A 24181-nucleotide genomic window follows, 5' to 3' on the forward strand; every position below is an offset into this window, starting at 1 on the left:
GTGAACAGATGACTTTTATAGCGGACGCTAATTATTTGATTCTGACAAATCCGGCTTTTTCAATCAGTTCTTGTCCTTGAGGTGTTACTAACCAATTAGCGTAAGCTTCTCCTGCTTGTTGATCTGTTTGACCATTTTGTTTGACAATCACAAATAAATTGCGGGTGATTGGGTAGTTACCAGTGCGAAAATCTTGAGAATTCAATTGGTTAGGCTTGTTGGCACATTCAGATGGAGTTGTTTCTGGTTGTTGATAGGGTGCTACTAATTGGTCACTTGTCCGCCCTATTGGTAGGGATTTAATTGTGCATTGGGGGACAATTTCTGGGGCAGAACCATAATAGATTGCTCCGGGAGTAATGGCTACTTTTCTGATAGCTTCTGTGGTTGTACCAATATAATTAATATTGCTGCCAAATTGATCTTTATTGAGAACGTTTTCGACAAAAAATTCTACTGTACCACCGGCTTCTTTACTGCGAGATAGGGGAATAATGGGTAAATTTGTACCACCTAGTTGTTGCCAATTGGTGATTTTGCTGGTGTAAATGTCTTTGATTTGGGCAACTGTTAATCCGGGGATATTTAAGTTATGATTAACTGCGATCGCAATCCCATCAATAGCGACAGGAATTTCTTTTAAACTAAATCCTTTGGCTTGGGCTGTGGCGTTTTCTTCTGGTTTAATGGAACGGGAAGATTGAGCAAAAGCTAGTTGACTGGCTATCAACATTTTAATCCCGGTTCCTGAACCTGGTTTTTCGTTAATGGGTTGGGTATAACGTAAATCAAATTGAGGACAATTACTTTTTAATACTGAATCCACGTCCCGACGAATAGGGGCCCATGTTGTACTACCACCATAATTAAATATGCCCTGTGGTAAATTGGGGATGTTGCAATTGGTGGCTGGTGGATTAGGATTGATAACGTTGTTACTGATGCTCTGAGTGGGAGAGTTTGTGGGACTAGGATTGTTGGGATTTTGCTTTGTAATTTGCGCCCAACGTTCCATTAAAAACCATAAGCCAGCAAAAACTAAGCTAATGGTCAGAATCAGAGATAAAAGTAGGGGCAGGGTTTCTTTTTTTTGAGACATAATGTGGTTTTGTTGATACTATTTGATTTCTGAAATATTATTAGTTTTCTGGGCATTGCCAAACCTACAATATTGAAGATATTAATTTATAAATAAGTCGAAATAATGTTGTTATTGCTGTGGAGATTAATGCAGCTACCACTGCCAAGATAATTAGTGATTCAATGGCAATATTACTTCGTAAATAAGGGATACAATAGATGATTACAAAACTGATGACGGCAAGAATTAGTAAGTCATATTTTTCTAGCCAGCGTTTAGTTTGAGCAAAAATTAGAATACTCAAAATCATAACAGAAATGGCGAAAGTAATAATCGGGTTTTTGAATAAATTAAACAGAGCGATCGCTATTAAAGCCCCTTCAAATCCGCTAAAGGCAGATGCAACTAATAATTCCCAAGTAGCAAAAGCTGGTATTGATTGCTGAATTGCTGGTAAATTAGGTGGTGGATTTGGTGGCAATACTGTGGGTGCAACGGAGGAAGGAAAAAGAGCTTCTAGGACTTCCCTGGCTGACTGGAAACGTTGACTGGCAGCAGATAGGAGCATTTTATCTAAAACATCTGCTAGTCGGGGGGTGACGGTGATTTGAGATCGCCATTGCCACTGATCAGTATAGCTATCAAATAGCTTATCTGGTTCTTTGCCAGTAAGTAATATTAACAGGGTGACAGCTAAAGTGTATAAATCTGTGGAAGGAAATACTTGAATACCTTTCATTTGTTCTGGGGGTGCAAATCCGGCAGAATAAATTCCTGTAGAATTAGCAGAACTACCAGGGGAATTAGCAATTTGCTTAACCGCACCAAAATCTAATAGAAATAATCTACCATCATAATGACGCATGATATTAGAAGGTTTAATATCTCGATGGATAATACCTTTATCATGGATGAACTGAAGAACTGGAAGAATCTCCCTAAATATTTTCAGCACTTTTTGCTCAGAAAAATTGCCCTGTTCTTTTAATTCTTCTTCTAGAGTTTGTCCATCAATATATTCCTGAACTAAGTAAAAAAACTGCTCTGAGTGATTTATTTGTAAACTGGGAACTGTGATCGTAAAAAAAGCAAATAAATTAGGTATTTGCTGATGTTCATTACCAATTTCTTCTAAAACACCTGCTTCTTGTGCAAAGAGAATTTTGGCTTTCTCCAAAGCTTCTGCTGTTAACTTCTGACTGGGTTGAAACTGCTTAACTACACATTTTTTTATTTTTGGACTATCACGATCAATTGCTAAAAAAGCAGCCCCAAAACCCCCAATTGCCAAAAGTTTAATTGGCAAATATCGGTCACGTAAAATCAGAGGCATACCGCAGTCAGTACAAAACTTTTGCGATACTGTTTTTAGTGTCGTAATATCATCTAAATCGGGGAAGAAATTTTTGGGACGTTGACAGTAGGGACGAGTACAGTAGACTTCCATATTAGTTGTTAGTCAGAGGAGTTACTGGTAATTAGCAATTTGTTGTTATACTCAAAACGGTTTGATTATTTGATTCTAACGGTAGGGGTAAAGCATGAGCTAAACCCCTACTACTACACATCTAGTTTCTTTGTCATTTCGCAAAACTTTATATCCCACCCGTGTTTAGTATAGCTAATGACTTATACTTGGTAACAAGATGTTTAGCTGGCATCAGAAGAGCTAGATGTCGCTACATCTAATGTACTATTGATCACCGGATTCATCTGTGACATTTTCAACATATCCTGAGTCCAGCCAGGATTAGCAAACTGAGGTAATATTTCTTGGCTAAATGCTTCTGCGGCTTTGGATCTATAGCGGTTGGGGTTAAATATCAGCCAGAGTATGCGCTTCACCACAACTCCTTCGATAGGGGTGCGGTGCAGGACACCCATTTGTAACTCTTTAGCGATCGCTGATGTAGAAACAAAGGCAGCACCTAGGCCTGATTGGACAGCGTTTTTAATAGCTTCTATGGAATTTAGTTCCATCTCAAACTTAAACCGTCTGGTGTCAATATCACAACGGGCTAAAACCTGATCAATGACTTTGCGGATAGTTGATTGGGAGTCAAGAGCAATGAATTGGAGTTTATATAGGTCTTCTTTTTGGATGGTTTCTAATTTGGCAAAGGGATGGGAGGTAGGTAAGATGAGCGCCAATTCATCTTCAGCATAGGGAACAGTTTTTAAAGATTCCCCTAATTCTGTGGGAATTTCTCCGCCAATAATCGCCAGATCAACCTGGCCATTAGATACACTCCAAGCGGTGCGGCGGGTGGAATGGACGTGCAATTGCACAGTCACTTCTGGATATTTTTGTCGAAATAAACCGATCATTTTCGGCAGAAGATAAGTGCCGGTGGTTTGAGATGCGCCTACAATTAATGTCCCTCCTTGAAGATTTTGCAGGTCTTCAATCGCGCGGCAGGTTTCCTGACACAAGCTGAGGATTTTGTCTCCGTAGCTGAGGAGTAAATGCCCAGCTTCAGTTAATTGAGCGCGACGACCACCTCGATCAAATAGAGGGACATCCAGTTGCCGTTCTAGGTTTTGAACTTGTAAACTGACTGCGGGTTGGGAGACGTAAAGGCTATCAGCCGCCCGTTTGAAACTCCCTTCTTGGGCGATCGCTTTGAGAATACGTAACTGATCTAAGGTAAAAGGAAGGTCAGACATAAGGCTTAACCCATAAACTGGGGTGCATGAGTAACTTTAAAAATAAATCGAAATGAATAGTTTGGTAACTAAGCATGATTTATGGCATTGTTAACATTTAAAGAACCGTGAATTTTGACTTTGCTTTGCGGTACTAGCTGATTTGAATTTTGAATTGAGTTGTATATATGATGCCCAATCATTGGTTTACCTCCAGTCATTTTGTCATACTAGGGTTACAATTAGTTTTTGCGATCGCTCACAGCGGAGGGGCAGCTTTACGTCCTTGGGCAGAAAAATACATTGGATCTAGGCTTTATCGCATTATCTTTGCATTAATTAGCCTCTCTTTGGCTGTGATCTTAATTGTTTACTTTTTTAATCACCGTTATGATGGACAGCAACTTTGGCAAGTACAGGACATAACAGGCGTAAGCACATTAGTTTGGGTACTATCAGCTATATCCTTTTTATTTTTATATCCTGCTACCTTCAATCTACTAGAAATTGCTGCCATTCAAAAGCCCCAAGTTCATCTTTATGAAACAGGAATTATCCGTATTACCCGTCATCCGCAAATGGTGGGACAAGTTATTTGGTGTGTAGCCCATACCTTGTGGCTAGGTACTAGTTTTACCCTTGTCACCTCCATTGGGTTGGTACTACATCATCTATTTGGAGTATGGCATGGCGATCGCCGTTTAAGTCAACGTTATGGAGAAGCCTTTGAACTTGTCAAACAGCGAACTTCCATTATCCCCTTTCAAGCGATTATTGATGGTCGTCAATCCTTACACTGGCAGGAATTTCTCCGCCCTGCTTATTTAGGAGTTGCCATTTTCACAGGTCTATTATGGTGGTCTCACCCCTTGTTATTAGTGGCAACAAGTATGATAATGTGGTAGTTTAGTGTGATCCCCAAGATCAACAAAACATATAAATTTAACAAAATTTTGTCCTGATCACTTGCTACCAAAACAATGTACGATAAACTCAAACATATATCATTAGATTTTTTCCCCTGGGATCAGAAAAATAATTTACTCATCAGGTTTCAGTGGGCTTTATACTCGTAAACAAGAAATAGTCATCCACCAAACTGGAAACAGGCAATAAATAGCAATGTAGAGACTGCAATAACCCGCACTCTCAGCATTGTCAAATTTTTCCCAGGCAGTAGCAATCAATAGCAATCAAGATTGAAAATGTAGAACAGCCAGCGCGGTGTACACGGTGGCTATTTTGTCAGCAGGAAACATCAAAATCTTTAATAGCAGGAGTCAGGAATCACCGAGTCAGGAGTAAAACCCTGTTGTCGGCTGAATTTCATCAATACCTATGGTGCGTTAACACGAAACAATTGATATCCTCCGTCTTGTCTGTTGCTAGAAAATTTAAAATTCAAAATGGTATAAATTACCAATTTGTTCCTGCTGACAACCAACTTTTGATATAAAAACCTTATAATCACAAGAGGCATCATGGTGTTGTCGGTTAATGAACGGACATTTACTCAAGAAGTTTTAGAATCCCCTGTTCCCGTTTTGGTGAATTTTGAAGCTCCCTGGTGTGGGCTTTGCCGCATCATTCACCCGCTGTTATCACAATTTCAGACTCAATGTGGTGATGACCTTAAATTGGTGGGAGTTAACGCTGATCAAAATTTCAAGCTATCAAATACTTATAGACTGAAATCATTACCAACCTTACTGTTGATAGAAAAAGGTATAGTTAGACAAAGACTGGAAGGTTTTCGGAGTAGAGACGATTTACGTCTAGCCTTAGAAGCAATTAAACTCGCATATACAAATCAGGAAAAAATAGATACAGCAGGAGTCAGGAGTCACCGAGTCAGGAGTTAGGAGTTAGGAGGTAAGAGGCGGGGGAGTAGGGGAGTAGGGGGCAGGGGGCAGGGAGCAGGGAGAAAAGATTTGCCACTGACAACTGACAACTAACAACGAAGCAAATCTAAAACCATGGTTAACACCCCACCCAAAGGGTATCGGGTGGGGTATTTTATCCTCAAGGGTGTGTGTCACAATTATGAGCAGTTGGTGAAAATTTTCAGTTAACTGAAGTTTGAGGTGGGAAAATTCAAGCTAACTTGAAGGTATTGGGCTATTAAAAGCAGTAGAGATTAGTAAATAATTTCTAGTCTTTCATTCCCAAACACAAACCCTCACCCCATTGAATTTTGATTTTTTCATCTTCTCATTTGTTTGTACAGAATTCTAAAAGTAGGCGTTAGTGATGGAAGTAATCTATCAGTATGCCTGGCTGATTCCAGTATTACCTCTTTTGGGAGCAACACTGGTCGGTCTAGGGCTAATCTCGATAAATCAGGTGACGAACCGCTTGCGACAACTAAATGCTATAGTCATTATCTCCCTGATGGGGGCTTCTATGGCGCTGTCGTTGGCTTTACTGTGGAGTCAAATTCAAGGCCACGCGCCTTATCTTTGGACTTTGGAATGGGCATCAGCAGGTAATTTTCACCTGACGATGGGCTACACTATTGACCACCTGACATCTCTAATGCTGGTGATTGTCACAACAGTAGCCGTTTTGGTGATGATTTACACCGATGGCTATATGGCACATGATCCAGGTTACGTGCGATTTTACGCCTATCTCAGCTTATTTGGCTCTTCAATGTTAGGTTTGGTGGTCAGTCCTAACCTAGTACAAGTTTATATTTTCTGGGAACTGGTGGGAATGTGTTCCTACTTGCTAGTGGGCTTTTGGTATGATCGCAAAGCAGCGGCGGATGCTTGTCAAAAGGCATTTGTCACCAACCGCGTCGGTGACTTCGGGTTACTATTGGGGATTTTGGGGCTGTTCTGGGCGACAGGCAGCTTTGATTTCATGATTATGGGCGATCGCCTATCCAACCTAGTAGAAACCGGTTCTATTAGCAATTTCCTCGCCATTCTGTTGGCAATTCTCGTCTTCCTGGGACCTGTGGCTAAATCTGCCCAATTCCCCCTCCATGTCTGGCTACCAGATGCAATGGAAGGGCCTACACCTATTTCTGCCCTCATCCATGCGGCGACAATGGTGGCGGCGGGTGTATTCCTCATTGCCCGGATGTACCCAGTATTTGAAAATGTCCCAGCCGCAATGAACGTCATTGCTTATACTGGGGCATTTACAGCGTTTTTGGGGGCTACCATCGCCATTACCCAAAACGACATCAAAAAGGGTTTGGCTTATTCCACCGTTTCCCAACTGGGTTACATGGTTATGGCTATGGGTGTGGGCGCTTACAGTGCGGGATTATTCCACCTCATGACCCACGCTTATTTTAAAGCGATGCTGTTCTTGGGTTCTGGTTCGGTAATTCATAGCATGGAATCAGTTGTTGGTCATGATGCTGTATTAGCCCAAGATATGCGGTTAATGGGCGGACTGCGAAAATATATGCCGGTGACAAGTTTCACTTTTTTGATTGGTTGCTTGGCCATTGCAGGGATTCCTCCCTTTGCTGGTTTCTGGTCAAAAGATGAAATTCTCGGTGCGGCTTTTGCTGCTAACCCTTTCCTGTGGTTTATTGGTTGGGTGACAGCAGGGATTACAGCTTTTTATATGTTTAGAATGTATTTCTCAACATTTGAAGGTAAATTCCGGGGTAATGACGAGAAAATCAAGGTAAAACTCAAAAATGCGGCTGCTGCTTTGGCACAGAAATCAGGGACAGTAGAACTAGCTCCTAATTTTGGTCCTGGGGCGATGAAAAAGGGAGAATTGGCTAGTCACTCCCATGACTCCCACGGACACAGCCATTCGCCCCATGAGTCGCCTTGGACGATGAGTTTACCGTTGGCGGTGTTGGCTATTCCTTCAATGTTGATTGGTTTGGTGGGAACTCCCTACGCCAATTATTTTGAGCAGTTTATCTTTTCTCCTAACGAAACTTTAGCAGAAGTTATGGAAAAGGCTGCGGAGTTTGACCCCCATGAGTTTTATGTGATGGCGGGTAGTTCTGTGGCGATTTCTGTGGTGGGGATTACTTTGGCGGTGCTGATGTATTTGGCTCGTAAAATTGATCCGAGTGCGATCGCTAAAAACATTCAACCGCTATACGATCTATCTTTGAACAAGTGGTACTTTGATGACATTTATCATCGTGTCTTTGTTCTCGGTTTGCGTCGTGTGGCTAGACAAGTTATGGAAGTTGATTTCCGCGTTGTTGACGGCGCTGTTAACCTCACGGGTTTCTTTACTCTTGTCAGTGGTGAAGGTTTGAAATACTTGGAAAATGGTCGGGTTCAATTCTATGCCTTGATCGTTTTTGGGGCTGTTTTGGGCTTAGTGATTGTTTTTGGTGTTACCTGATTTTAATGGGGGCGGTTTGTCCGCCCCTGGATTGTTTTTTTTTGCACGCAGAGGCACAGAGGACACGGAGTTAATGAAGCATACTGTCTGAATCAGGATTTCCAGGATTTAAGGATGTTCAGGATGTAGAAAAAAACTAATCTTTAAAATCTGAAATATTTCCAGATAAATATTCATATAAAATCCTGTTAATCCTCCAATCCTGGGCATCCTGATTCTGACAATTAAGAATTTTTAGAAAAACTAATCTTTAAAATCTGAAATATTCCAGATCAATATTCATAAAACTAAAAATGCTCCTTTACCATAATTTATATCTCAGGCAAAGGAAGAGAAATGTTATAAAATGTATATAGGTCAAATACAACCATAAATTATGACTACTCAAATTAATGCTCCTCCTGCTGTTGATTATGCACCTCTGGAATTACAAGGGGAATTAACGGTTATGCAAGAATTGACGATTGAGGAATTATTAAATATTGCTCAAGGTCAAGTTCCAGAAAGTCAGCAAGAATTACATTTTCAACTGCTAGAAAAAAATCAAAATAATCAATTAAGTGAATCTGATAGATTATTGTTGAAATCTCTGCGAGTGAGTGCTGATTATTTAATGCTGAAAAAAGCTTATGCCTATGCACTTTTAAAGTGGAAAGGTTTTTCTCTTCCAGATTTTGAACAACTAGTATAATACCAGTGTCATCTATTTCTAAATCAGTTCGTCAACAAGTTATTAATGAGGCTTTAATGATGGATATTTTTTGGGTTTTTTATTTACCGCAATCTCTCTTAGAGATCCCGAAGGGTAGACCCAAAGTAAGAAAAGTATCCTAAAATATATATAGGATAAATAGCAGAATAAATTATGAATGCTTACAAGACTTATATCACCATTGAAAACCCTAAGCAGGTAGTTTTATCTGATTTACCTTTTCAGGTTGGACAGCGTGTGGAGATTATTGTTTTAGCTGAAGATAACCCGCAGGATACAATTAGTAATAAATTGCGGAATTTATTTGATAAAACTCAGGCTATTCCTGGTGTGGAAGAGGTTACAGATGAGGAAATAGCGGCAGAAATTGAAGCTTATCGGCGTGGAGAATGAAAGTTATTATTGATACTAACGTTTTAGTTTCTGCTGTTCTCAAGGGGAGAGAACCAAGGGATGTAATTCAATTTGTTGTGGATAGTCCTAATTGTGAGTGGGTTGTTTCTGAGGAGATTTTAGCAGAGTATCAGAATGTTTTAAGTCGGAAGAAGTTTAAGTTGACTGATGAAGTCAGACAAGAATAGGTAAAAAACATGAATATTCATTATATAATAATTAGTAAATTATTTATTTAAAGACCAATGGAACATAATCAGGATGATTCTGTTAAGGTTGATGAAATAGCCAACCTTTTAGCAAGAGTTAAACCCCTAGAAGTCTATCCCCACGAAGAAGTATTAGCAACAATTCTTATTCAGCAAGCTCTCGATAATGCAAAACTAACTGCTACTGCACCTGGACTATCAATAGCGGCTGCATTTGATTTAATTGTCGCTGCTGAATACTATGGAAAACTCGCTAATAAAGGATGGCTGTACTGTCCAAATGATAATTCTTCGCTTTTAATTTATCCATATACTAATGCTTGTCCAAGATGTATTTTGGAAGGAAGGTTTTCTTTTCATCATGCAAATAAGCCTCCATCTGGAACAATTGGCAAAACAACAAGTCGGTTATTATGTGTATTTTTAAAGCTATTATTTAAAATCAATTCCCAAGATTTAAAAATCTATCATGGTATTGAACCTATTGATGTCATAATTTATGACGAAAAAGAGAATATAGTCTTATTTTCAGAAGTTAAAGCTGCTCCACTTACTACTATGCCTTTAGCAGTACCTGTTGAAATACAAACTGAATTGGGAGAGGAAGGTGAATTATTATCTCGTTCACATTCATCTACAGATAATTCTTTTCTTAGTTCATCTAATTTGCATATTATTCTTCCTCAGTTGAAAGATCAGGTATATAAATATGAACTTATAAATTTAGGAATTAGGGGAAATAATAATTCCTCCGTATGGATATATGAGCAAATGGGAGCAGCTTTTAATAAAGATAATCAACTGTTCTCTCGTTATTTCCAGTTTTGGAGTATTGCTTATTCTGCATATAATAAAGCTGCTAGGGGTAAGGGAAATTTACCAGAATCTGTTTATTGGTTAACTAATGCTTGCGGACAACCTATTCCTAGACCAGTAAATTGGCCTCAAAGAAAAAGTGGTGAAGGGTACGAATCTATTTCTGATAGTAAGTCTAGTGTGGGTATGGATAGAACTGATGATATTAAAAAAGGAATTTATCAAGTTTTAAAAATTGCTGCTTCGGAAAAGCCAAAGCATAGTAAAATAACAGTGAAAACTGCTCTGCTTTCTAATATTCATGCTGTACGTCACTATAATGATTATTTGCTTGAACTTCAAGATATTGTATGGACAATAGATGAAACAAGACAAGCAAAAATAGTTGCCGATTTACCACCAGAAAAAGAAATTTTTAATCTCTTTGATGGTATAATAACCTTTACGGAAAGTCATATAAGAGATGAATGGATTAACCAAAAATTTAGATTTTAATATTTCTTTAGAAGTGATTTCAAATCACATTGCAAGACGAGTAGGAGAGGATGTTCAAAAAAGAATTAATGCTCTGAAAATAGGGCAAAAAATGCAAGATTTACCTGAAGAACTTTGGCACGAAAGTTTTAAATTCTATGTAAAACATGATCCTAACCGACAAGGTGGACCAAATTTAAGAATGATTCGTCTTGATCCTGATAAACCTTCATTAACAGTTACAGGTTATATTTTTAACAAGTTTGTTCATCCCTATCAAGACAGATTTATTACTGTACGTGAAGCGGCTCGTTTACAAGGATTACCTGATGATTTACAGTTGCAGGGAACTTTAACCAGTAGTCAACTTCAGGTTGGTAATGCTGTTCCAGTTCCACTTGCTAAGGCTGTATTTCAACAATTAGTTAAACAAGCTAATTTATTAGGATTTGAAAATCGTTCTTTGACTGGAATGAGTTTATTTAGTGGTGCGGGAGGTATGGATATTGGTGCTGATATAGCAGGGATAAAAACTAAAGTAGCTGTTGATAATTGGGGTGATGCTTGTGCAACTTTAAGGGGTTATTTTGGCAATTTCATTCAAGTTATAGAACAAGATATTTCTCATATCACAGATCCGTTAAGTTTCTGGCAAAATATTTCTGGTGAAATCAATAAACCTGATATTATATTTGGTGGACCACCTTGTCAGCCGTTTAGTCAAGCTGGTAAACAAAGAGGTTTGCAAGATAAAAGTGGTGGGATGATTTATGAGTTTTTAAGGTTTATTGAATGTTTACAACCTGCTTTTTTCGTAATGGAAAATGTATCTAATTTAAAGGGTCTAGGAGGTGGAAAGCTATACCAAGAAATTTGTAATAATATGATTAATTTAGGTTATAATGTTTCATGTGGTGTACTTTTAGCGGCTGACTTTGGGACTCCTCAATTAAGAAAGAGATTGTTTTTTATTGGTTGTAAAAAAGATATGGGTAGTATTAATTTACCGTTACCTACTCATAGTCCTAAATTTGAATTATTTGGATTATTACCTTATTTAACGGTACAAGAAGCATTTGCTAATTTACCAGAAGCAGAATTTAGTCGGTGTAGATGAATATTTTTGATTTTGCGCCAAGGTTTTAAAGCACGAACTCAAAAAATCTAAACCGATGCAAAATCAGTAAACTGTCTCATATAAGGTTGCTTAAAACCTAAAACTATATCTGTTTTTGGTACTCCCAAATCTACCAACTCACTAGCTACCCCTTCCTCTGTAATATCTCTCTGAATTCAAATTTTTCTATCTCTAATATCTACATGAATAATTGTCCATAAACGTAACTCACATTAATTCATGAAATTAAATTTTATCAATTTTGGTGCGTTACGCTTCGCTAACACACCCTACTGTCAGAATCAGGATTTAAGGATGTACAGGATGTAGAAAAAAACTCATCTTTAAAACCTGAAATATTCCTAGATAAATATTCATAAAAAATCCTGTAAATCCTCTAATCCTGAGCATCCTGATTCAAACAATTAAGCATTTTCAGGATGAAGAAAAAACTCATCTTCAAAACCCGAAATACCCCCAGATAAATATTGGTAAAAAATCCTGTAAATCCTCTAATCCTCAGCATCCTGATTCAGACAATTAAGTTAACTGCATCCTTCAATATATTCTACTTCTGGTAGTTTACCTGCTCTATACCTAATTACACGCTGACCATCTGTTTCAAAAACAATGCGATAGTTTTGTTCAGCTTTATTTTTGGGGATAAAAGTTAAATAATTTCCCTTTATATATGTATGGGGTGTAACTTTAATTTGTCCAGGGTAAAGTGATTTAATTCGCGCTTCTGTATCACCAATTTTTGCTCCAGAAAGAGTAGTAATTTTGGAATTATCTACATCTACCCTGGCAATAACATCGCTGGTAATATATTGAAGACGACTCTTAACATCATCTTTTGTGACCATAAATGACACACCTTTGAGTTCTCCTTCTGTTTGCAGCGAGTAACAACTATCACTTCCAGCATAGCCAACATATAAACGAGTATTAGCCGCAGCAGCAGCTTCAGGAAGATTCATACCTATTTTTACTGGACCAATACTATTAATAGTTACTTTGGCTTGACTGGTGAGTTTTGTCTGTGCAATCACTGTTCCGACAGTAACAGCAAAAACCGTGATAGTTACAGATGCAAAAGTTAGTAATTTGGCTTTGTGATTCATTTTTTTCTCTATTTATCCTGGTGGGATTTGGATGATATCGCGTAAATTTCTACTACCAGAATCAGGATATACAGGATTTAAGGATATTTAGGATGAACAAAAAAACTAATATTAAAAATCTGAAATATTCCCAGATAAATATTCATAAAAAATCCTGTAAATCCTCTAATCCGGGACATCCTGATTCTGACAATTAAGCACTTTCAGGATGTAGAAAAAAACTCATCTTTAAAATTTCAAATATTCCCAGATAATTATTTATATAGCGGTATGCACTTGAATGAGATACAGAATCTACAGTAAAAGCCTGATGGTAAGAGATTCTTAACTCCTGAATCCTGACTCATGCTGTATTATACAGCCAAGATCAATAATTGGAACCAGGTGGGTGGCCCCAATTTGCCGATCTAGCGTTATTAGTGCTGCATTCGTAATGAAGGCACTAGAAAACCTTTTGTCCCAGATAGCTGACATTTCATACCCGATTACCCAAAATCTGCTTGTGGTGGTCAAACAGATTGGTGAAAATGAGGAGCAGGTTCACAGAACTAATTACCCAACTTGGACTAGTTAGAATCCGCTGATACCTGCCATTGGTGTGTCCGAGAGTGGCAAGCTCTCAGTCAACATCTATCAATCTACTGCTCATTAGAGATTTGAACTAGGTCCTAGCTGGCTCTGTTGATAGATTCAGCGGGTAAGCAAATCAGATTATCTCCTTGGGTAAGGATTAAGCCACGTTGACGTAATTTACCCATTAAACGAGTGACAGTAACACGGGTTGAACCAATGGCGCTGCCAATTTGGGCATGGGTAAGGGGGAAGGGTAAGCAATAACCACGAATGACATCAGGATCAGTTTCGCTCATTGAAGGCTCTCCATATTCCTCAATCAGTAGGGTGAGGAATCCTAGGAGGCGGTCAATTGTGCGACGTTGTCCTAAAGCACTCAACCATAACAACTTGCGCTGGTGCTGATATCTAAAAGCATCCATAACTTCACGGCGGAAGTGAGGCCAGTTGTCGAGGTCATGCCAGTACATCCACAGCACGGCTGTTTGGTCAACGTGGGCGTAAGACTGGAGGGTGAATGGAGATTGAGCAACAATTTCAAAAGGTTGTCCTGCTCCCACAAAACCCAAGAAGGCTTCTTCGGGTGTTCTGTTAATGCGTCTAGATGTTAACTGACTAGCAGTAGCACTGACTTGGGCAGTTCCTACCATGCGGATAGCACCTCTTTGGACTAAATAGAGCAAACCAGGTCTAGCTGGAATGCGCTCGTCTTTACTGAAGGTGCGGCAGCGGTAGTGTTCTTGGGCCCAGTCAAGAATACGTTGCCAGGTTAAGAAAGGACGGGAAGCTTCGGAAAAGGAAGATGGAGATTGCATAGGTAACAAAGAGCTATTGGCTGAAAACAAAGACTTGATAAGAAAAGTGCAAGGAGTGTCTTTGTGTTAACGGGGTAGGCATAACGCCTAACAGCGCCAGCCCTCCAATGGGATAGAAAGCTAAATTGCTCTCTATTTTTTCTTATACTTCCTACTGTACAACAAGGGTAGTAAAGATTACCCATTTTTTATACATTATTCATCAAATTTCATCCTACTCTCATTTTTCCCGACATCAGTAAACTTCTATCTCAAGGTAGATGGAACAGGATAAAATGATGCACACCATAATTTTTTACAAAAGGATACGTGTCGCATAGACTACTTTCTGGGCAAAATAAAGCAATTAAACAGTTAATAGCTAGGTATTTAATGTCTTCCCTCAGTATTTTTACTGATAAGGAGGAAATTACAGGCATAAAAGGGATAAAAGTTCCTCTCTACCAAGGAGGATATAATCAAAAAATTTTATATATCTCTGGTGTGGCTATCAGAATATCAAAATCTCAGAATTTACCAGTTATGGAGGGTGCTGGAGCTATCGCCACGCTTGCCGAAAGCATTGCCGGACATTTATCCCAAAACAGTGATAGTTTATTTAGGGTGAAAGTAGTTCCCCCCGGTGAGATTCATATAGAACTCATGGACTCTACTTTAGCTGCTTGGTTACAAAATTTAATAGTTGCCAAAAAAACTAGAGATTTGGTGAATAATTTTTTAGATGACCAATTACCAACTTCATTAAGTTCATCAAAGGTTTTTGCAATTCAATATGCTCATTCCCGCTGTTGTTCTTTGCTGCGCTTAGGACAGAATGAAGGATTGATTGAACTTGATAGGACAGATTTCAATGGTTTTATAGCTGTTAACTCTATACCTTTGCTAAATTGTGAGCAGAAACTTCTTCTTGACCACTTTGATGAGAGTTTTCTAATTTATCAATTAGTTAAGGTGGTAGATGATTTGGTTTGTGCTGATAGTAGTTCTATTGACTGGGAAAAGGCAGGTGGGAATTTAAGTCAAGCTTTTGAGCGGTTTTGGTGTAATTGTCGGATTTGGGGGGAAGTGAAAATTCATGATCCAGAATTGGCTCAAGCTCGCTTGGGATTGCTGATAGCAACTCAGTTGGTTTTAAGGTGTGTGTTAGAGGACAAGTTGGGAATTGTTGCACCTGTGGAACTTTAAGCGGTTATCGCGAGGATGCAATGCAATCGAGGGCGCAGTCCCTGCGCCCCTACAGGTTTTGCGATTTATTGATATTCACACAAACTTTACAAAATCTTTGAGAAATTATCTTGACAAAATAAATATCTCCGCATAGAATCGCAGGTGTGTGAGGAGCGAAATTAGGAAGGACACCGAGACGAAACACGGCCAGTCGTCGGTGTCTTTTCTTATGTGTAGAGTTTTAATTAAGTAAGAATTTTTCCATTGCGATCGCTGCACCATCTAATTCTACACTAGGTGCTACCCAGTGAGCGATCGCTTGCACTTCGACTGGTGCCTCACCCATAGCGACACCAATGCCAGCATAACTGAGCATTTCTACATCATTGAAATTATCACCAATAGTCATGACATGATGACTTTCTAAACCTAGTATTTCTTCCGCTAGATAGCGGACGGCATTGCCTTTATTAACATGAGTATTAGCTGCTTCCAAGAAAGTAGCCACAGATGTTGTCATATATAATTCTGTGGGTTGATATCTGCGGCGTAAATTAGCCAAAAGTTGTTGAATTAAGTTTGCGTCATCACATAAAGCTAAAATTTTAGTGGGTTCATACTCTAATAATTGACGTAAATCACCGACGGGAATAGCATTTACACCACAGCGCTGTTGATAATTTTCCGTTTCTTTGGTAATTTCTCGGACATAAAGCTGGTCGTTGATGTAAAAATGCACGGAGAGGAGCGATCGCAAATCTGGCTGTTCAAAGTATTCTAGTAATTGCAAGGAAATATCTCTAGATACAGATAAATGACGATGAATTTTCTGAGTATTGGGATCTTGAATCCAAGCGCCTTGATAAGCTACTAAAGGCATTGTAGAGCCAATTTCCTGGTGAAACCGCAAAGCCGAACAATACATTCTTCCTGTTGCTATAGCAACTTTAATTCCCTTTGCTTGTACAGCAGCAATTACTTCTTTGACAATATGACTAAGAGTATTGGAATGTCCAGCAATTGTCCCGTCTATATCTAAAACCAACAGTTTAATATCACTCACTTCAGCAGGTGCTTTGTGCATAAATTCCCCAAAATTGAACTTCTAGCAAAAAATTAACAGTAGAGACTTACTTGCGTAAACTTGATTATAAGGGAAATGGTCAAAACTATTGAAGGTACTAAATGATAATTACAAGAATTACAGCAAAACCAACCTGATTAATTTATTTTAGTATTTTATTTTTCACTCTATTTCAGAAACAGAAATGGTTTAACAGATAAAATCATCCGTTCTAACTCAGTGATACCTACTGATTCTTCTATGGCTACGCCACGCAAGCTATCAAAAATCAAATAGGAGTCCTATATATCTAAAAAGATAATTCTCGAAATAACTCTATCAAAGGCAAATTAAAATTAGGAATAACATCTTCTCCATCAAGACTATCTTCCAATTGCAAAAGCTGGGATGGCTTAGGTTTGTGATAAACTAATACACATTCTTCATCTGGCAAAATTACCCATGCTAAACAAGTTCCATTTTCGAAATACTCGACTAATTTATTATGAATTTCTTCAAAAGTATTATTAGGAGAAATAATTTCTACAGCTAAATCAGGAGCGCCATCAAAAAAACCTTTGGGTAATCGTTTTAAACCTTTTAACCTTTCCTTAGAAATAAAAGCAAGATCAGGTGATCTTTTGTTACCAGTTTTCATCTTAAAAGCAGTGCTAGAATCACAAGTTATTCCGAGTTTATGATCACGGACAAAGCCCGTTAGGAAATATCCAATAGTTAGAGCTAAGTAGCCATGTTCTACACCTGAATTTGCCACTATAATTAGCTTTCCATTCACATATTCATAAAGATTATCATTTTCCGGCAATAACATAAATTGCTCATCTGTTAAAGCCTGATGATTAGCTAAAGGTTGAATTAATTCTAAATTTGTGATTGCAGCTTGTGTCATTAGATTTAACTCCACAGATGAAACTAATATCAATGATTATACAGTTAATTTTCAGATCCCCGACTTCTAACACTAATTCATAATTTATTGACATCACTCAAAACGACTTAATCGTTCGATTCTATCGGTAGGGGTAAAGTAAAAGCTTATTGGTGTCAACTTAAGCTGAAATCCCTACCACATCTCGTTTCTAATCTCTGACTAGAAATGCAGTTGATCATGGTGATTGAGGATTGATCATAACAAAATCCTTACGGGAGAAGGGTTCTAAACAATCATCGCCATACTTTCAATGAAATGCCCACACAATAAGCCTTCCCATGATTTTGAACCGGGTTTTCCATAAAAAGAACCGAAGAACCCACTTTATTTATTCACTTCTAATAACCGGGAATTCTCTAATCTTGACATCCACTTTTCTAAATAAACTTGATTATGTTTTTGCTCAGATGAATCTTGACTATCTAGAGGATAAGGTAAAAGTCCTAAAATTGCGGCACTAGTGACACAAAACATAGACTTTTGGAAACTCATACAAATTTGTACTCGCAAATCATCTTCACTCCTGAGACTGCGGCGATAAATATTATGTAAATATTCCGGCAAATAATGACGCATATCCTGCATTAACAAAGTGGGAGGAATACCTGCACTACCAATAGGTAAAGGATCTGCGTATAATGCACCATATTGGAAACGAGATTGATCTGGGGGAACTTGATACGCTTGGGCGTTTAAGGAAACTGTTCCTAAAAATGGTGTACCTCTAAAAAATACTGATTCTACATAGGGAATTGCGGTATCTACAAGGAAGGTTAAACCAACTGATTTGGGAATCAGATCATAAACTTTATCGCCGATTTTAACACTATATGTAATTGGTTTCATGGCATCTGCAACTAAAGCCAATTTAATATGTTCGACGACTTGGGGAATTGATTTAATTTCACCGTTGTCATAGGGATCTGATAAATTGAGAAACATATCCGCCATGACTCGCCAAAATTGACCTAATCCAGTGTAATAAGCAGAGACTCGTAACTGTTCTATTAAAAATTCGGGAAACAGTTCATTGAGTCCCCATATCAGGGGATTATATTTAAATTTAGCAGCAATAACAGCTTTAGCTCTATCGTGAAATTCTGGAGTATCTAAGTATGCGTCTAAACCGCCGCCACCATGCCACATCATGGTTTTCATGCAATATTCAGCATATTCAAAATTAATCCGATCATGCCATAAATGGCGGAATAATTTAGCAACAGAAATATCGCCATCAAAATATTTAAAGAAGGGAAAAAATACTAAAAATTGATGTTCAGCAATGTAGATAAGATTTTTAGAATAGGCATCTAAAACTACACCATAACTTTTGAGAATACCAACAACTTCTAGAACGTTTTCGGGACTATCTTTCAATAATGCTCCACCAGTTTGTAAGCGGTGAATATATTCAGCTAGGGGGTTGTAAGGGGGATTTTTTTCAGTTGTGATCATGTCAATTCTCCTGGGATGCAAATGTCTGAACTATGATTTTTGGGATTTTTTTGATGTCTATGATGAGCTTATTGTGGTTAAGAATCCAAGAGTTCCCGATTTGCGACTAGATGATGACTATTGGTGTTTACCATTGTGGTAATTGTGGCTTGGGTATAATGGACTAACCAATTGGGTTGAATGCCGAAAATAACGATCGCTACTGCTAAAATGATGGCAGGGATGCGATCGCTCCAATACACACGAGGTAGGTTAGTAACTGCTGCTGATAACCGTCCGAAAAAGGCCCGATTTAAGAGAATTAGGAAGTAAACCGCCGTTAAACCATTTCCCAGCATTGCTAACAATGTTTGGACGGGAAAAACTGCAAAACTGCCTCGAAAAACCACAAATTCGCAGATAAATCCCACCATTCCCGGTACACCAGCACTAGCCATGACGGCAACAATCATTAAGCTACCAATCACTGGTAAACCTCGTTCTGGGTTCAGTAGTCCCCGAATGACATTTAAATCCCGACTACCAGCTTTTTTGTAGACAACTCCCACCAACAGGAATAACATGGCGGATATTAACCCATGACTAATCATTTGCATGACTGCACCCAAGACGCTGAGGGGTGTGGATGCGGCGGCTGCTAATAAGACATAGCCCATGTGACCGATAGAACTATAGGCTACCATTTTTTTCATGTCAGTTTGGGCGATCGCACAAGATGCCCCAAACAAAACGCTAACTACCGCCCATGTGGCTAACCAAGGTGCTGCATAAGCCCAAGCATCTGGTAACAAGTTCATCCCAAATCGCAGTAAGCCATAAGTCCCTAATTTTAATAATATCCCAGCCAACAGCACAGATATGGGTGTGGAGGCTTCAACGTGGGCATCTGGTAGCCAAGTATGGAAGGGAACGAGGGGAATTTTAATCCCAAAACCTACCAAAATTCCGACAAGGAGTAAAATTTGCGTTGCTAGGGGTAGAGATTGGGCATTTAATGTTGCTAGTCCAAAACTGGGAGAACCACTCAACCAAACCATCCCCAGGAAACTAGCTAAAATGACGATTCCTGAAAAAGCTGTATAAATCAGAAATTTTGTGGCTGCATAACCCCGTTTTTCTCCCCCCCAAATCGCAATTAGCAAATATAGAGGTATTAGTTCCAACTCATAAAACAGGAAGAATAATAATAAATCCTGTGCTAAAAATGCCCCGGTGACTCCAGCACTTAATAGCAAAATTAGAGAGTAATAAAATCTCGGACGTTGTTGGGATTCATCACTACTATAAATCGCAATGCAAGTCAATAATCCATTGAGAATTAACAACGGTAAAGATAAACCATCTATACCCAGATTGTAGTTTAAGCCAATAGCATCTACCCAAGGCAATGATTCAGCAAACTGTTGACCAACTTCTCCAGGATTAAACTGAATTCCTAGAAAAATACTCCATAGGAAAATCATCATGCTAAAGAAAAAAGCGATGATTCGCGTTAATTTACCAGAGATGGTAAAAGGATAGAAACCAATAAAAGCCGCACCAATTAACGGCAGTAAAATCAATGTACTGAGCATGAAAGTTAGGTGACAGGGTACAGGTGACAGGGTACAGGTGACAGAGTTCCCTAAAAAGGCAATTTATCGAATAAACCTAATGAGAAACTAATGGCAAAACCCAGGATGCTAATAACGATGAGGATTGTGAGCATATAGCCTTGGGATTGACCAGAAATGCTGTATTTTAAACTTTGTCCGCTAAAAATCGCCGCAAAGCCGACTAAGTTCACTAGACCATCTACCAAAAAGCGATCGCTCCACGCGGATATCCGAGATAACATCGCCACAGCACTTACAATCGTTAAACGATAAATCCGGTCTATGTAAAAATCATAGCCTAATAGGTCTTGGATAAATCTCCAAATCAAAATTCTCGATCTTGACCAAGCCTTGTGCAGATAAATTGTTGCGCCAATAGTCACCCCAGCAATAGTAGAAGCTACTAAAGATCCGACTACATACCAATCTAGGCTTTCCCAACTAGGTAATAAATACCATTGCTGTAGCATTAGGGGTAATAATAGCGTCAGGATAGTTAAAGTCACCATTGGTAATGCCATTGGCCAACCAACTTCTGGAGCGCGGCGGGTTTTTGGTTGCGGTTGTCCCCAAAAAACTAACCGGAATACCCTAGTTAAATTCAAAGCCGTTAAGCCATTAACTAAGATTAAAACCACAATTACCCAAGGGCTAATCTTCACCAAGCCGTCAGCCCAAGCTAACATTGCCCAAAAACTGCCCAGTGGTAGTAGTGTCACCATACCTGCCGAACCGACTATAAAAGCTGTGGTAGTAGCTGGCATTTTTGACCACAAACCCCCCATTTCCGTTAAATCTTGGGTTTGGGTAGTATAGATAACTGAACCAGAACTCATGAATAATAAGGCTTTGGCAATAGCATGACTCAGGAGTAACATTAACGCCACTCCACCTTGTTCCAAGCCTACCGCCAAAAATACTAATCCCATGTAAGCACTGGTGGAATGGGAGAGCGATCGCTTAATATCAATTTGGGCTAGAGATACCAATGTCGCCCCCACCGCTGTCATTATCCCCACAACCACCAAAGTATTTAAGGCAATAGGGGACAAATATAATAATGGTTGGACTTTGTAGAGGAAATAAGCACCCCCGGCTACCACCAACGAATTCCGCATCACCGAAGCTGGGTTGGGTCCCTCCATTGCCTCATCTAACCACAAATGCAGGGGAAATTGAGCGCACTTACCAGCAGGACCGGCAATTAAACCCAAACAGAGCAAGGTTGATGTCACAGGGTTTAAATCAGCGGTTTGCGCCCACTCATACAAATCCGAAAAGTTTAAGCTACCCGCTAAAGTAGAAAGAGTCACCACAGCCATTAGCAGCAATAAATCACCTACCCGCTTTGTTAAGAAGGCATCTCGCGCCGCCGTCACTACCAACGGTTGAGCATACCAAAATCCCACCAGTAAATAAGTCGAAAGGGTGAGAACTTCCAGCAAAGCATAGCTGAGAAACAAAGAATCACTAATTGCTAGACCACTCAGAGCAGCTTCAAAAAATCCGACTAGACCAAAAAATCTGGCTAAAGACCAATCTTTTTCCATGTAGCCTAGGGCGTAAATTTGCGCCAATAGACTTAATCCAGTAATTAAAACTGTCGCCCCAACACTGACTACGGAAATTTCTAAAGCAAAAGATAATTGAAAATCAGCAGCTTGAAACCAAGTAATTACTAAATTTGCCTGTTCTCGATTCCAGATATCTTTAAATACTAATAAACTATGGACAAACCCTAAGATGGTAGTCAATAAATTCAAGTACGCCGCAGGTCTAGGTCCCGTACGCTGGATGATGCCTATACTCCAAGGCAATGTCAAAATTGCCCCTAGTAAACTATAAAGAGGCACAAAGCAACTCGTTAAAAATAGAAACTCATTCATCTAATATTTTCCTTGACAACTCAGTTCCGATTCTCTTAAACAGCCTTTAAATAATCATTTGATCAAAAAGCAATATCTTTGCGAAAATCTATGTTTTCTTAACTTTTTTTAGCTCAATATGCCTAAGCACATTTACTTTAGATTAGCCTATTATTGAGCCATTAAATATAATTTAACATCTTAGATGTGCTAATAATTTTTGAACAACATTTTTTTTATTTTTCTGCTTCTTTTAAATTTGTTTTTTAAGTACGTTGGTAAAATTTGCAGATTTTTACCCACTATTTATGGCAATAGCGAATTACAGGAAAGATATGGCCAGTAGCCCGTCCGTCCCATATATAGCACTCACCAATCCTCCCCATCAAAGAATTAGCTTGGACTATGAACTATAGTAGTTCTCAAAGTGATAAAGAAATTATAAAGCATAAGTTGTCACTCTAGGGATCAGTGAACTTTAATCTTATAAAAGACCGTATGAACTTTTGTTAACTTTTTTTAATATATTTTATTACAAACTATTATAGTAATTTATGTTGCCAGGGATGCCAAGGTTTCATAAGCTTAAATGTGGCAGTATTTTCGGATCAGGATGAGCATCCCCGTCCAAAATTTCCACCCATAGTTCTAATTCGATTAAATTTTGAGGAGTTCTGCGATGCCAATTGCAGTTGGAATGATTGAAACTAAAGGCTTTCCCGCAGTAGTAGAAGCTGCTGACGCAATGGTGAAGGCTGCCCGTGTGACTTTAGTAGGATATGAAAAAATTGGTAGCGCTCGGGTTACAGTTATTGTCAGAGGAGATGTTTCTGAAGTTCAAGCTTCAGTAGCAGCCGGCATTGAAGCAGCTAAAAGAGTCAACGGTGGTGAAGTGGTATCTACCCACATCATTGCTCGTCCTCATGAAAACCTAGAATATGTCTTGCCAATTCGTTATACAGAAGCTGTAGAACAGTTCCGCGCTTAGTCTAATTACTGTTTAAACGAAAAACATTAACGGGGCTGCTGGCTTGAGTTTAAATCTGGTACAAGTAAAAATTTAATTTAAGGACAAAAACAAATGTCAATTGCAGTAGGAATGGTAGAGACTCTAGGCTTTCCAGCCGTAGTAGAAGCTGCTGATGCGATGGTAAAAGCTGCTCGTGTTACCTTGGTTGGTTATGAAAAAATCGGTAGTGGTCGGGTAACAGTTATCGTTCGTGGTGATGTTTCCGAAGTTCAAGCTTCCGTAGGTGCTGGAGTAGAATCAGTTAAGCGCGTTAACGGTGGACAAGTGCTATCTACCCACATTATTGCTCGTCCCCACGAAAACTTGGAATATGTCCTCCCCATTCGTTATACCGAAGATGTAGAACAGTTCCGGGAAGGTGTTAACACAATCCGCCCTTTCGGTAGAAGACCATAATTAATAATGCAAATTGCCAGAGTTCGTGGCACAGTAACTAGCACTCAAAAAGATCCCAGTCTGCGGGGTGTGAAGCTACTAATGTTGCAATTAATAGATGAAAATGGCAATCTCCTGCCAGTATACGAGGTAGCCGCCGATAACAGTGTAGGGGCAGGAGTGGATGAGTGGGTACTTGTCAGTCGTGGCAGTGCTGCTCGGCAATTATCAGGTAATGAACAACGACCCTTAGACGCAGCAGTAGTGGCAATTATAGACACCATTTACGTTGAAGATCGTGTAATTTACAGCAAAAAAGACCAGTATAGATAGTCAGGGAATAGGGAACAGGTGACAGGTGACAGGTTACAGGGAACAGGGAAC

General features: G+C 39.0%; 22 protein-coding genes and 1 pseudogene. 12 read left to right on the forward strand and 11 right to left on the reverse strand.

Annotated elements, in window-relative coordinates:
- Window positions 1-31: 31 nt before the first annotated feature.
- From PN471_RS16000 to PN471_RS16010, 3 genes are all read right to left on the reverse strand, one after another.
- On the reverse strand, window positions 32-1099 hold the full coding sequence (locus PN471_RS16000) for a PstS family phosphate ABC transporter substrate-binding protein (protein ID WP_271777697.1): 1068 nt from the start codon (window positions 1097-1099) through the stop codon (window positions 32-34).
- Between the two features lie 64 nt (window positions 1100-1163).
- Complete coding sequence (locus PN471_RS16005; RefSeq protein WP_271777698.1) at window positions 1164-2528, reverse strand: serine/threonine-protein kinase; 1365 nt, start codon at window positions 2526-2528, stop codon at window positions 1164-1166.
- Window positions 2529-2731: 203 nt separating this feature from the next.
- A complete protein-coding gene (locus PN471_RS16010; RefSeq protein WP_271777699.1) occupies window positions 2732-3748 on the reverse strand; it encodes a LysR family transcriptional regulator in 1017 nt (338 codons plus the stop codon).
- Between the two features lie 167 nt (window positions 3749-3915).
- Here PN471_RS16010 and PN471_RS16015 point away from each other — a divergent pair, with 167 nt between their 5' ends.
- The 8 genes from PN471_RS16015 (at window position 3916) to dcm (ending at window position 11783) form a co-directional block, all read left to right on the forward strand.
- Window positions 3916-4632: an NnrU family protein gene (locus PN471_RS16015; RefSeq protein WP_271777700.1), complete on the forward strand. Its 717-nt coding sequence runs from the start codon at window positions 3916-3918 to the stop codon at window positions 4630-4632.
- Window positions 4633-5208: 576 nt separating this feature from the next.
- A complete protein-coding gene (locus tag PN471_RS16020) occupies window positions 5209-5589 on the forward strand; it encodes a thioredoxin family protein (RefSeq protein WP_193896818.1) in 381 nt (126 codons plus the stop codon).
- Between the two features lie 388 nt (window positions 5590-5977).
- Entirely contained in the window at window positions 5978-8062 is a 2085-nt protein-coding gene (locus PN471_RS16025) for an NAD(P)H-quinone oxidoreductase subunit 5 (RefSeq protein WP_271777701.1), read from the forward strand.
- Between the two features lie 376 nt (window positions 8063-8438).
- Window positions 8439-8753 (forward strand): hypothetical protein, encoded by a 315-nt coding sequence (locus PN471_RS16030; RefSeq protein ID WP_271777702.1) that lies wholly within the window; start codon window positions 8439-8441, stop codon window positions 8751-8753.
- A 174-nt stretch (window positions 8754-8927) separates the two neighbouring features.
- Window positions 8928-9167: a hypothetical protein gene (locus tag PN471_RS16035; RefSeq protein ID WP_271777703.1), complete on the forward strand. Its 240-nt coding sequence runs from the start codon at window positions 8928-8930 to the stop codon at window positions 9165-9167.
- The gene (locus tag PN471_RS16040) at window positions 9164-9355 is read left to right on the forward strand and encodes a putative toxin-antitoxin system toxin component, PIN family (protein ID WP_271777704.1); all 192 of its coding nucleotides are present in this window, start codon (window positions 9164-9166) and stop codon (window positions 9353-9355) included. Before PN471_RS16035 ends, PN471_RS16040 begins: the two co-directional genes overlap by 4 nt.
- A 57-nt stretch (window positions 9356-9412) precedes the next feature.
- Complete coding sequence (locus PN471_RS16045; RefSeq protein WP_271777705.1) at window positions 9413-10687, forward strand: hypothetical protein; 1275 nt, start codon at window positions 9413-9415, stop codon at window positions 10685-10687.
- A complete protein-coding gene (dcm, locus tag PN471_RS16050) occupies window positions 10656-11783 on the forward strand; it encodes a DNA (cytosine-5-)-methyltransferase (protein WP_271777706.1) in 1128 nt (375 codons plus the stop codon). The genes PN471_RS16045 and dcm overlap by 32 nt, the downstream gene beginning before the upstream one ends.
- A gap of 47 nt (window positions 11784-11830) precedes the next feature.
- Here dcm and PN471_RS16055 read toward each other — a convergent pair.
- From PN471_RS16055 to PN471_RS16065, 3 genes and pseudogenes are all read right to left on the reverse strand, one after another.
- Window positions 11831-11998 (reverse strand): annotated as a pseudogene (locus tag PN471_RS16055) (element excision factor XisI family protein); the annotation flags it as partial.
- A 330-nt stretch (window positions 11999-12328) separates the two neighbouring features.
- Complete coding sequence (locus PN471_RS16060) at window positions 12329-12907, reverse strand: hypothetical protein (RefSeq protein WP_271777707.1); 579 nt, start codon at window positions 12905-12907, stop codon at window positions 12329-12331.
- A gap of 668 nt (window positions 12908-13575) precedes the next feature.
- Entirely contained in the window at window positions 13576-14295 is a 720-nt protein-coding gene (locus PN471_RS16065) for a Crp/Fnr family transcriptional regulator (protein WP_027401051.1), read from the reverse strand.
- A gap of 372 nt (window positions 14296-14667) precedes the next feature.
- On the opposite strand from PN471_RS16065, the gene PN471_RS16070 reads away from it, so the two are divergent.
- On the forward strand, window positions 14668-15480 hold the full coding sequence (locus PN471_RS16070; RefSeq protein ID WP_271777708.1) for a DALR anticodon-binding domain-containing protein: 813 nt from the start codon (window positions 14668-14670) through the stop codon (window positions 15478-15480).
- Between the two features lie 223 nt (window positions 15481-15703).
- Here PN471_RS16070 and PN471_RS16075 read toward each other — a convergent pair whose 3' ends face one another.
- From PN471_RS16075 to PN471_RS16095, 5 genes are all read right to left on the reverse strand, one after another.
- Complete coding sequence (locus tag PN471_RS16075; protein ID WP_271777709.1) at window positions 15704-16546, reverse strand: Cof-type HAD-IIB family hydrolase; 843 nt, start codon at window positions 16544-16546, stop codon at window positions 15704-15706.
- Window positions 16547-16835: 289 nt separating this feature from the next.
- Window positions 16836-17435 carry a Uma2 family endonuclease gene (locus tag PN471_RS16080; protein ID WP_193896794.1) on the reverse strand — a complete coding sequence of 200 codons (600 nt, stop codon included), beginning with the start codon at window positions 17433-17435 and terminating at the stop codon, window positions 16836-16838.
- Window positions 17436-17801: 366 nt separating this feature from the next.
- A complete protein-coding gene (locus PN471_RS16085) occupies window positions 17802-18932 on the reverse strand; it encodes a CO2 hydration protein (RefSeq protein ID WP_271777710.1) in 1131 nt (376 codons plus the stop codon).
- Between the two features lie 77 nt (window positions 18933-19009).
- A complete protein-coding gene (locus PN471_RS16090) occupies window positions 19010-20506 on the reverse strand; it encodes an NADH-quinone oxidoreductase subunit M (RefSeq protein WP_271777711.1) in 1497 nt (498 codons plus the stop codon).
- Window positions 20507-20556: 50 nt separating this feature from the next.
- The gene (locus PN471_RS16095) at window positions 20557-22413 is read right to left on the reverse strand and encodes an NAD(P)H-quinone oxidoreductase subunit F (protein WP_271777712.1); all 1857 of its coding nucleotides are present in this window, start codon (window positions 22411-22413) and stop codon (window positions 20557-20559) included.
- Window positions 22414-23071: 658 nt separating this feature from the next.
- On the opposite strand from PN471_RS16095, the gene PN471_RS16100 reads away from it, so the two are divergent.
- From PN471_RS16100 to PN471_RS16110, 3 genes are all read left to right on the forward strand, one after another.
- The gene (locus tag PN471_RS16100; RefSeq protein ID WP_027401081.1) at window positions 23072-23380 is read left to right on the forward strand and encodes a carbon dioxide-concentrating mechanism protein CcmK; all 309 of its coding nucleotides are present in this window, start codon (window positions 23072-23074) and stop codon (window positions 23378-23380) included.
- Window positions 23381-23473: 93 nt separating this feature from the next.
- On the forward strand, window positions 23474-23818 hold the full coding sequence (locus tag PN471_RS16105; RefSeq protein ID WP_015080435.1) for a carbon dioxide-concentrating mechanism protein CcmK: 345 nt from the start codon (window positions 23474-23476) through the stop codon (window positions 23816-23818).
- 6 nt (window positions 23819-23824) lie between these two features.
- The gene (locus PN471_RS16110) at window positions 23825-24130 is read left to right on the forward strand and encodes a EutN/CcmL family microcompartment protein (RefSeq protein WP_015080436.1); all 306 of its coding nucleotides are present in this window, start codon (window positions 23825-23827) and stop codon (window positions 24128-24130) included.
- Window positions 24131-24181: the final 51 nt, after the last annotated feature.

It is taken from the genome of Aphanizomenon sp. CS-733/32, from assembly GCF_028330045.1.
Classification (GTDB): Bacteria; Cyanobacteriota; Cyanobacteriia; order Cyanobacteriales; family Nostocaceae; genus Dolichospermum; species Dolichospermum gracile.

Excerpts from the sequence above, each read along its gene's own strand:
- PN471_RS16045 (WP_271777705.1), top strand. The coding sequence starts at position 9,413 with ATGGAACATAATCAGGATGATTCTGTTAAGGTTGATGAAATAGCCAAC.
- dcm (WP_271777706.1), top strand. The coding sequence starts at position 10,656 with ATGAATGGATTAACCAAAAATTTAGATTTTAATATTTCTTTAGAAGTG.
- PN471_RS16110 (WP_015080436.1), top strand. The coding sequence starts at position 23,825 with ATGCAAATTGCCAGAGTTCGTGGCACAGTAACTAGCACTCAAAAAGAT.
- PN471_RS16065 (WP_027401051.1), bottom strand. The coding sequence starts at position 14,295 with ATGCAATCTCCATCTTCCTTTTCCGAAGCTTCCCGTCCTTTCTTAACC.
- PN471_RS16015 (WP_271777700.1), top strand. The coding sequence starts at position 3,916 with ATGATGCCCAATCATTGGTTTACCTCCAGTCATTTTGTCATACTAGGG.
- PN471_RS16090 (WP_271777711.1), bottom strand. The coding sequence starts at position 20,506 with ATGCTCAGTACATTGATTTTACTGCCGTTAATTGGTGCGGCTTTTATT.
- PN471_RS16075 (WP_271777709.1), bottom strand. The coding sequence starts at position 16,546 with ATGCACAAAGCACCTGCTGAAGTGAGTGATATTAAACTGTTGGTTTTA.
- PN471_RS16060 (WP_271777707.1), bottom strand. The coding sequence starts at position 12,907 with ATGAATCACAAAGCCAAATTACTAACTTTTGCATCTGTAACTATCACG.
- PN471_RS16030 (WP_271777702.1), top strand. The coding sequence starts at position 8,439 with ATGACTACTCAAATTAATGCTCCTCCTGCTGTTGATTATGCACCTCTG.
- PN471_RS16105 (WP_015080435.1), top strand. The coding sequence starts at position 23,474 with ATGTCAATTGCAGTAGGAATGGTAGAGACTCTAGGCTTTCCAGCCGTA.
- PN471_RS16100 (WP_027401081.1), top strand. The coding sequence starts at position 23,072 with ATGCCAATTGCAGTTGGAATGATTGAAACTAAAGGCTTTCCCGCAGTA.
- PN471_RS16095 (WP_271777712.1), bottom strand. The coding sequence starts at position 22,413 with ATGAATGAGTTTCTATTTTTAACGAGTTGCTTTGTGCCTCTTTATAGT.
- PN471_RS16040 (WP_271777704.1), top strand. The coding sequence starts at position 9,164 with ATGAAAGTTATTATTGATACTAACGTTTTAGTTTCTGCTGTTCTCAAG.
- PN471_RS16070 (WP_271777708.1), top strand. The coding sequence starts at position 14,668 with ATGTCTTCCCTCAGTATTTTTACTGATAAGGAGGAAATTACAGGCATA.
- PN471_RS16085 (WP_271777710.1), bottom strand. The coding sequence starts at position 18,932 with ATGATCACAACTGAAAAAAATCCCCCTTACAACCCCCTAGCTGAATAT.
- PN471_RS16020 (WP_193896818.1), top strand. The coding sequence starts at position 5,209 with ATGGTGTTGTCGGTTAATGAACGGACATTTACTCAAGAAGTTTTAGAA.
- PN471_RS16010 (WP_271777699.1), bottom strand. The coding sequence starts at position 3,748 with ATGTCTGACCTTCCTTTTACCTTAGATCAGTTACGTATTCTCAAAGCG.
- PN471_RS16000 (WP_271777697.1), bottom strand. The coding sequence starts at position 1,099 with ATGTCTCAAAAAAAAGAAACCCTGCCCCTACTTTTATCTCTGATTCTG.
- PN471_RS16005 (WP_271777698.1), bottom strand. The coding sequence starts at position 2,528 with ATGGAAGTCTACTGTACTCGTCCCTACTGTCAACGTCCCAAAAATTTC.
- PN471_RS16035 (WP_271777703.1), top strand. The coding sequence starts at position 8,928 with ATGAATGCTTACAAGACTTATATCACCATTGAAAACCCTAAGCAGGTA.
- PN471_RS16025 (WP_271777701.1), top strand. The coding sequence starts at position 5,978 with ATGGAAGTAATCTATCAGTATGCCTGGCTGATTCCAGTATTACCTCTT.
- PN471_RS16080 (WP_193896794.1), bottom strand. The coding sequence starts at position 17,435 with ATGACACAAGCTGCAATCACAAATTTAGAATTAATTCAACCTTTAGCT.